The sequence below is a fragment of the Crocosphaera sp. Alani8 genome (assembly GCF_038442745.1).
In the GTDB taxonomy this organism is placed as follows: Bacteria; Cyanobacteriota; Cyanobacteriia; order Cyanobacteriales; family Microcystaceae; genus Crocosphaera.
This window is the reverse complement of sequence record NZ_JARVCN010000156.1, coordinates 1-7,899: the sequence shown is the minus strand read 5'-3', so window position 1 is coordinate 7,899 and position 7,899 is coordinate 1. Positions and strand designations below refer to the sequence as shown.

Annotated in this window: 9 protein-coding genes; 6 read left to right on the top strand and 3 right to left on the bottom strand. The window is 39.8% G+C overall.

The genetic code is table 11. From position 1 onward, the window contains the following. Positions 1-139: 139 nt before the first annotated feature. Positions 140-319, top strand: coding sequence for a hypothetical protein (locus P9B04_RS10715; protein ID WP_342054982.1), 180 nt, complete (start codon positions 140-142; stop codon positions 317-319). A gap of 146 nt (positions 320-465) precedes the next feature. On the opposite strand, the gene P9B04_RS10710 is transcribed toward P9B04_RS10715, so the two are convergent. Next, positions 466-840, bottom strand: coding sequence for a hypothetical protein (locus tag P9B04_RS10710; protein WP_342054981.1), 375 nt, complete (start codon positions 838-840; stop codon positions 466-468). A 440-nt stretch (positions 841-1,280) separates the two neighbouring features. On the opposite strand from P9B04_RS10710, the gene P9B04_RS10705 reads away from it, so the two are divergent. From P9B04_RS10705 to P9B04_RS10695, 3 genes are all read left to right on the top strand, one after another. Continuing rightward, positions 1,281-2,621 carry a type IV pilus twitching motility protein PilT gene (locus P9B04_RS10705; RefSeq protein WP_342054980.1) on the top strand — a complete coding sequence of 447 codons (1,341 nt, stop codon included), beginning with the start codon at positions 1,281-1,283 and terminating at the stop codon, positions 2,619-2,621. A 103-nt stretch (positions 2,622-2,724) separates the two neighbouring features. Beyond that, entirely contained in the window at positions 2,725-3,486 is a 762-nt protein-coding gene (locus tag P9B04_RS10700; RefSeq protein ID WP_342054979.1) for a circadian clock KaiB family protein, read from the top strand. A gap of 4 nt (positions 3,487-3,490) precedes the next feature. Continuing rightward, the gene (locus P9B04_RS10695; RefSeq protein WP_342054978.1) at positions 3,491-3,802 is read left to right on the top strand and encodes a TMEM14 family protein; all 312 of its coding nucleotides are present in this window, start codon (positions 3,491-3,493) and stop codon (positions 3,800-3,802) included. Here P9B04_RS10695 and P9B04_RS10690 read toward each other — a convergent pair. After that, a complete protein-coding gene (locus P9B04_RS10690; protein WP_342054977.1) occupies positions 3,799-4,188 on the bottom strand; it encodes a hypothetical protein in 390 nt (129 codons plus the stop codon). The genes P9B04_RS10695 and P9B04_RS10690 overlap by 4 nt on opposite strands. A gap of 278 nt (positions 4,189-4,466) precedes the next feature. Here P9B04_RS10690 and queA point away from each other — a divergent pair, with 278 nt between their 5' ends. Continuing rightward, the gene (queA, locus tag P9B04_RS10685; RefSeq protein ID WP_342054976.1) at positions 4,467-5,549 is read left to right on the top strand and encodes a tRNA preQ1(34) S-adenosylmethionine ribosyltransferase-isomerase QueA; all 1,083 of its coding nucleotides are present in this window, start codon (positions 4,467-4,469) and stop codon (positions 5,547-5,549) included. Positions 5,550-5,584: 35 nt separating this feature from the next. On the opposite strand, the gene P9B04_RS10680 is transcribed toward queA, so the two are convergent. After that, positions 5,585-6,706, bottom strand: coding sequence for an SUMF1/EgtB/PvdO family nonheme iron enzyme (locus P9B04_RS10680; protein ID WP_446717990.1), 1,122 nt, complete (start codon positions 6,704-6,706; stop codon positions 5,585-5,587). Between the two features lie 183 nt (positions 6,707-6,889). Here P9B04_RS10680 and P9B04_RS10675 point away from each other — a divergent pair, with 183 nt between their 5' ends. Further along, on the top strand, positions 6,890-7,846 hold the full coding sequence (locus P9B04_RS10675; RefSeq protein ID WP_342054974.1) for an undecaprenyl-diphosphate phosphatase: 957 nt from the start codon (positions 6,890-6,892) through the stop codon (positions 7,844-7,846). Positions 7,847-7,899: the final 53 nt, after the last annotated feature.

Below are 7,899 nucleotides of genomic sequence, written 5' to 3'. Positions count from 1 at the left end.
ATGCTGATAAAACTATACCATAAAATATACAATTAATTCTGCTGACTTACTTACTCCCAACACCGGTTCTATTAACCAATCGCCAACTAATCCTGATTTTACAGCTACTTTCCAAGAGGATCTAACACGTATCACCGCATTGCACGTGCTGTACTGGAACGAAACGCAAGCTTCCAGTAACATTACTGGGGCCATGGGTATCGGTTTTTCTACGGCCATTACAGTTGAGGAAGATACAGAAGTTCCTGAGTCTCCCATCTCAGCAACTGTATGGCTTCTTTTAGGCTTAGGAGGATTATTTTTTAAGAAAAGATTGTAGTTATATAGGGTTGGCTGAATAAAGGGTAGTCCCTATTTCGAGTCTTAAAAACTGTACCAAATTAAAAAAGCCCGGTTGAGAACCGGGCTGCACTAGCTTGTATTGATAAAACAAAATCACTATCTAACAGTATTACCGCTTGATACCTACGAAGCTAGATTACAAGTCAAAGGACAAGCAGCATAAATAGAAGTGTGAGAAGGAGTTGCTTCGCCGTGCAGCCATCTCAACCAATGAACATCTTGGGGATGAATTCCTTTAATCGTCAGCAGTGCAGCTCCCAAGAAAACTGCTAATAAATTAACACCAATCAAAGAACCAACCACCAATAAAACAGCACTTACTGGTAAAACCGATTGTAAAACAATTGATGCTAAAGCCCCAAAAGTTGCCATCAAAACAACTAGGGGAAACCCGACAACTAATAAGCAAACGATTAACGTAAAACTCCAGACCAAAAAGCTCTTAATGAGCGTTAGAGAATCGAGTTTTTCCAATCTAGTCTTTTGTGCAAATTCCATATCTTCCTCCAGAGCAAACCAGTAACTTTATCTACATTTTCTAGATAACGCTGTGTCAATCAGTATAAATAATTTCACCTCAAAAATGAGTATCTTGAAAAAAAAATTTACATTCAAAGGTTACTTTATGGGTTAGAAGTTGCGAAGTGTTGCAAACCATTTGTATTTTAACGGAATCATCGGGGATCAAGCCTATCTTTATAAGATCCAATGTAATCTTTTGTAATGATCATCGAGATTGGCCTAACTGTTACATTAGCTACAACCCCAATTGTGTCTTTTTAATGATTACACAACGGAGCAGAATTAATATTTCTTAAAATCAGAAGGTAATTTTTTCAGAAATCAAACAATTACCAAGAGCAGAAACAGCCCCTAGATCAAGCTTTCTGAGAAATTTTGGGAATACTAAACACAAAAATAAGTCAACCAGGAAGCTCATGACCCAATCTCAAAGACCCTCCCTACCCCCGTTACCACCACCACCCATGCCATCCGCTAATGACTTCGAGGACACCAATATAGACATGATGGATGTTGGATCAGTTCCAGAAGTTGAAGGAAGCACTGGATTTATGCCTGCTTCTCCTGCCGTTACAGAACCAGAAGGTGTAGAGTCCACTACTCCCAACACACCTCTGGAAGCACGACACACTCCTCCATCTATGCCTACACCACCCCCTTTACCAGAACCCCCCAGAAGTTTTGGTCGCGCGCCAGGACAACCCAGTTTAGGGGAGTTAGTCCGCCATGCTTTCGATGAAGGGTTTTCTGATGTTCACTTGGGGGTAGGGGAAAAACCTCGAATGCGCGATCGGGGGGAAATGACTATCCTTGAGTACCCAGAAATCGATGAAAAAACCTTTATGAGTTGGATGAGAGAAATTCTCAAAGAAGACGAAATCCAACGGTTCAAAAAGGAATTAGAGTTTGATGGGGCAACCCAGTATGAATTCGCTAGGGTGCGGATTAATATCTTTGATAGCTTACGGGGAGCTGCTATGGTTTTGCGTCTGATTCCCCTAGATATCTTAACCATGGAACAACTACGGTTACCTATGATATTTAAAGATATTTCCGATTCTCATAAAGGATTAATTTTGGTCACCGGTCCCACTGGTTCCGGTAAATCTACCACTATGGCTGCCATGGTGGACTACATCAACAAAGAACACCCGAAACATATCATTACCATCGAAGATCCGGTGGAATTTGTCCACCAAAGCCGTCGCTCGTTGATTAAACAACGGGAAGTAGGGATGCACACCCTCAAGTTTGACAACGCCCTCAAAGCAGCCTTACGGGAAGATCCTGACATAATCTTGGTGGGGGAAATGCGGGATAAGGAAACGGTAAATACCGCCCTCAAAGCCGCCCAAACCGGTCACTTGGTTATGGGAACCCTTCACACTAACAGTGCTGTGAAGACTTTAGAAAGAATTTTGAGCTTATATAACGCCGAAGAACGCGAAGCCATGCGGGTGGCCATAGCAGAATCCTTAGTGGCCATTATTGCTCAAGGGTTATGTCGGACAACCGATGGAAAACGGGCGGCTTACCACGATATTTTGATCAACACAGAAACGGTTAAAGACTATGTTATTCAAGGGAAAAACGACGAAATTCTTGAATTAATGAAGGATGGGGAATTCGATGGTATGATTACCACTAACCAAGCCCTATTCAATCTCTATCAAGAGGGACGTATTACTGAGGAAACTGCCCTAGAATTGTCCCCCACTCCCAACGAAATTGCTATGATGTTAAGGGGTCGAATCTAGAAAAACCATAAAGAAATGGGGATGAAGGACTAAAAATAGGTTATAAAAGAGTTGTGTTTTCCTTCATCCTATGAGTAGTAATTTTTCTTAAAAAATAGCAAACATGGCCGGAACGACAAGGGTAGTATCGGACTTGTTCAAGGGGATTGCCCTTTTTACCCCAGGTGGTGATCTAGTTTATTGTCGAGACAATAACAAACAAGTCCATTGGCACTCCCAATTATGCCTAGTGCTACAAGAATTGTTAAAGTTACCGGAACCCCCTCACTTTCTTGTTCCTGGTTACACAGCAACAGTAGACCGTTGGTTTTGTACCCGTGAAAAAAGGATCAAAACGGTTGCTGAACTTTATCCTGCTGTTTATCGTTACGAGCCTCTGTTGAGTGTTTTGTTTGATCTTGAGGACGTGGTTTGGAAGAAAGCTGATTGGCAAGAGCAAGCGTGCAATCCTGTCATTATTGAAACCTATCGCCCTCATTTTCCTCAACTTTGGGAAAACCATGAGTTATTGATCCGTTTAGATGAACGTTGGGAAAAGGAACTCAAAAACCAGTTTCGTCCTGTGGATAAGCAAAAAAAAGACGATCTTCTGGGCCATCAGGGTTATATTCTACGTCTTTTTGTTTCAGGGAATAATCCTTCTACCAAGCACACCTTAAAGAAAATTCATCATCTCTTGGAAACACAGTTAAATTATCCTTACACCTTAAAGGTGATTGATATTAGCAAACATCCAGAAATGGCGGAAACTCATCATGTTTCTGCAACTCCCACTTTACTAAGGGTTTGGCCTCAACCTGTCAGACGTATAGTAGGAGAATTGAGTGATGTATCGAGAGTTTTGCAACTGATTACCACTAATTAATTCTATGAACTTACCCACACTAGTTACCTTAATCTATGGAGTTTTACTGCTTGTTGGTGGAATCATTGGCTATATCAGTGCCAAAAGTAAACCTTCTTTGATTTCAGGTGTCGTTAGTAGTTTACTATTATTAATTTCCGGTGCTTTGCAGTGGCAACAAATGGCTGTCGGTTTGGTTTTAGCTCAATTTCTTACCTTTTCACTGGCCATTGTCTTTGGTATTCGACTGTGGAAAACTCGAAAATTTATGCCAGCAGGACTAATGTTGATAGTTAGCGTAGCTACGTTGGCGATTTTATTAATAAAAACAAGCTAAGCCAGGGTTTCAGGACAATAACCTAGTCCTCGAGTGAATTGCTGACGAAATGCCTCAATATCGTTGCTATCCGGTGAACCGTGAGAGACGATCGCTACTTGGTAACGACTCATAACGTCAATGGGAGACTGACCTGTTTCTAAACTCCAGAATACCATCTGTAGGCGAATTTCCAACTCGTAAGGAATTCCTAACTCATTCATAAAGGCTTTGAAGTCCCCATGCTGTTGTGGAGTAAAAGTTTGTCTAAATTTGATTTTGATAATCCAACCATTGATTTGGTGGATAACAGTCATTACACAACAGGATGAATCGTACTTTCTTTGTAGATATTCGATCACCCTCAAAGTTAAGCTTGCATTAGCTAAAAAATAAATATAGTCCATGGTGTTCCCCCTTAATTTTTCCTCTGAACAACTCCTCTAACTCTAGTGTGCCAATGATTGCTTCATTTGTTATAGGGGACTTCTCCCCTATTTTACTGGGGTTTGATGGGGGAAACTACCCAACCACGCAAAATTTGCAGTGTATGTACTTATACAGTGCGAAAGTTGCTTGGCTCTTATTGGAGTAAATACCGACGTGAATTCTAATATTGTGTATCTCATTTTACACTATCTTAATATCATATAACGAATGAACCTGTTTTGGGAACTATCCATCTATGAGTAATGATCACTTATTATCTAGCTACGATTATCATCTACCGGGGGATTTAATTGCTCAAAATCCCATGATTCCTCGAGATCGTTCCCGTTTATTGGTGATTGACTCCCCAAAAACCCACATTCATAGTGTCTTCTGGGAATTACCGAAGTTGTTACTACCAGGAGATTTATTAGTATTTAACAATACCCGTGTAATTCCTGCACGGTTGTATGGGAAAAAATCTACGGGCGCACCGGTAGAAATCTTGTTATTAGAAGAGAAAGAGCCTTTATGTTGGTTAGGTTTAGTAAAACCTGGAAAACGGTTTAAAATTGGTAGCGAAATTTATTTTAAACTAGATAATAATGACGATGATCAAAATAATTTTTTAGTAGCAACTGTAGTAGATAGAGATGAAGAAACGGGGGGACGATTACTCAAATTCAAAACAGATTCTGTAGACTTATTTTGGGAAAAAATCGAAAAAATTGGTCAAATTCCTTTTCCTCCTTATGTAACCGAATCTGAGGCCAACCCATCGCAATATCAAACTATTTATGCTGAAAAACCTGGGGCGGTGGCTGCTCCCACAGCAGGATTACATTTTACAGAAGAATTATTAGAAAAGTTACAACAAAAAGGTATCAATCAGGCTTATGTTACTCTGCACGTTGGACTGGGAACTTTTCGTCCTGTTGATATAGAGAATATTAAAGAACATAAGATGCACCAAGAATGGATAGAAGTACCAGAAATAACTATCGATAAAATAAAAAAAACTAAAGCTAATGGTGGTCGGGTGATTGCCGTTGGGACTACGGTAGTGAGGTCATTAGAAGGAACAGCCAAAGCAACAGAAATGGAAGGGAAACAGGGTTTAAAACCGTTTCGAGGTAAAACAGACATTTTTATTTATCCTGGCTATTCTTGGCGTGTGATCGATGGGCTAATTACCAATTTTCACCTACCAAAGTCCAGCTTATTAATGTTAGTTAGCGCATTAATCGGACGAGAAAGATTGTTAGATTTATATCAAAATGCTATCCAAGAAAAGTACCGTTTTTATTCTTTTGGAGATGCAATGTTAATTCTTTTGTAATGGTATTTTAAAGTCCTTATCAATCAGAATTAATCTTAAGTTATTAACATCACCCGAAAACCAATGCGACTCACCCCAACTGCTTGAGGATGATAAGCATAACGGGATGCACAACGACAATGATAAGCGTCTTCATCCCATGAACCCCCCCTTAAGACGCGACGAGTCTCCCGTTGAGAGGATAAACGAGGTTGCCCAGAAGTTGGTGCATTCTCGTAGGTGGGATACCAAGCATCGGCGCACCATTCCCAGACATTACCGTGTAAATCGTATAATCCGAAGGGGTTAGAATAAAAAGAGGTGACAGAGGTGGTTTCTTGACGGTAAAAACTGGAACTTTCCCCTGCATATATGTGCTTGGCCATATAATTTGCCAAATCACCGGTTAACGTTGAACCAAAATAAAACGGAGTGATAGTGCCTCCACGACAAGCATATTCCCATTGTGCCTCGCTAGGAAGTCCATAAGAATGTTGAGTGTGTTGGGAGAGACGATGGCAAAATTCCATAGCATCTTCCCAGGAAATAGACTCTACTGGGCGATCGTTACCTTTAAAACAAGAGGGAGAAACCTCTAAATCTCGGTTAACCTTGGGATATTGGGCAACAATTTCCCACTGTTTTTGAGTAATGGGATACTTTCCCAAGAAAAACCCTTTTAAGCTGACAGAATGTTGAGGTTGTTCGCATATTTGAGAACCCGGTTCGGTGAAAGATGATCCCATGAGAAAAGTTCCTTCGGGAATATAAATCATCTCCAAAATATTCCCTTCTCCCAACTCTTCTTTGAAACATTGAGATTCACCCTTAACCCGTTTTAAAATGTTTCCTGTTTCGTCAACAATTGGTCTTTCAAAGGAAAATTTTTCTAACGGTGGTATGTCTAGGGGAGACGAGGATTGATATTTAATATCTGTAGACGACAGTGCCGATGTAGGTTCTTCTGTTTTCAGGGAAGACTCTAGAGAGTCGAGCCTTGTTTCAATTTGTAGTAGTCTTTCTTCTATAGAGGGGCAATCTTTTTGATTCAATTCTAGATATTGAGATAAAGCTTGAGCAACTATCTTTGACTTAGAAAGGCCAGCAACATTAGTATGAGCTAATAATTTTTCGTATAACTGAGGCGGTATTCTCACACTAACCTGAATATTACTCATAAAATGGAAGGGAAATATTGAAACAATTAACCACAATGTTTTGCAAGCATAACAAATTTTTCTCAATTTTCACAGTTATTTTTGTTTTTTTAATGTCAATGGAGAGAATTGCTTTGCAGTTGAACAGTATTTGACCAACTTAATGATAAAATCTCTGAGAATTCACTCTTAATATCCTCAATCATGATTCAACGGAAACCCTCAATTAAAAAATTATTTCCCCTAATTACCTTATGTAGTGGTCTTGTTTTTGCTCTGTCTCCTTTGAGCTTAGCCCAAGAATCAACCCCTGATTCTGCGATCGCTAAATTTAATTGGTTTCAGGCAATTATTTTAGGCATGGTACAGGGGTTAACAGAATTCATTCCCATCAGTAGCACAGCCCATTTAAAGGTAGTTCCTGTGGTTTTAGGATGGGGTGATCCGGGGGTTGCGTTTACTGCTGTGATTCAACTGGGCAGTATTGCTGCAGTGTTGTGGTATTTTTGGTCAGATTTAAGCCAAATTACCCAAGGAATGATTAGGGCAGTTCGTCAATCAGATTATCAATCCCACGATTTTCGCTTGGGAATAGGTATTCTTTTAGGCACTCTACCTATTGTATTTTTCGGCTTATCCATGAAGGTTTTAATCGCTGATTTGGATAATTCTCCTTTACGCAGTGTTGAAGTAATTGCGGGAGCTTCTATTGTAATGGCATTACTATTAGCTTTATCGGAAAAAATTAGCACCCACAAAAGAAGTTTTGAACAATTAACTTTGCAGGACGGAATTTTAATGGGATTTGCTCAATCTCTAGCTTTGATTCCTGGGGTATCTCGTTCAGGATCAACCATTACATCGGGTTTATTCCTCAATTTAGAACGGGCAACTGCAGCTAGATTTTCTTTTCTCTTAGGGATTCCAGCTATTACTTTGGCAGGGTTGGTAGAGTTAAAAGAAGTGGTGGATATGGGACTTTCTAATGATATTATTATTCCTCTGATTGTTGGAGTTATTTCTTCGGGGGTTTTTTCTTATTTGGCCATCGCTTGGTTAATTCGTTATTTGCAAAAACAAGATACTTGGATTTTTGTTTGGTATCGTTTGGGTTTTGGTTTATTTATATTAGGAGCAATCTTTTTTAAGCTTATTGGTTAATTAGAAGCTTCTCAAAAAGTCTGGGGGGACTCGCCGAAAGTTAGGGGACAAAG

What these genes read in the sequence shown, in the direction of transcription:
- P9B04_RS10690 (WP_342054977.1), bottom strand. Translation starts at nt 4,188, where the DNA reads ATGGACTATATTTATTTTTTAGCTAATGCAAGCTTAACTTTGAGGGTG.
- P9B04_RS10680 (WP_446717990.1), bottom strand. Translation starts at nt 6,706, where the DNA reads ATGAGTAATATTCAGGTTAGTGTGAGAATACCGCCTCAGTTATACGAA.
- P9B04_RS10700 (WP_342054979.1), top strand. Translation starts at nt 2,725, where the DNA reads ATGGCCGGAACGACAAGGGTAGTATCGGACTTGTTCAAGGGGATTGCC.
- P9B04_RS10705 (WP_342054980.1), top strand. Translation starts at nt 1,281, where the DNA reads ATGACCCAATCTCAAAGACCCTCCCTACCCCCGTTACCACCACCACCC.
- P9B04_RS10675 (WP_342054974.1), top strand. Translation starts at nt 6,890, where the DNA reads ATGATTCAACGGAAACCCTCAATTAAAAAATTATTTCCCCTAATTACC.
- P9B04_RS10695 (WP_342054978.1), top strand. Translation starts at nt 3,491, where the DNA reads ATGAACTTACCCACACTAGTTACCTTAATCTATGGAGTTTTACTGCTT.
- queA (WP_342054976.1), top strand. Translation starts at nt 4,467, where the DNA reads ATGAGTAATGATCACTTATTATCTAGCTACGATTATCATCTACCGGGG.
- P9B04_RS10710 (WP_342054981.1), bottom strand. Translation starts at nt 840, where the DNA reads ATGGAATTTGCACAAAAGACTAGATTGGAAAAACTCGATTCTCTAACG.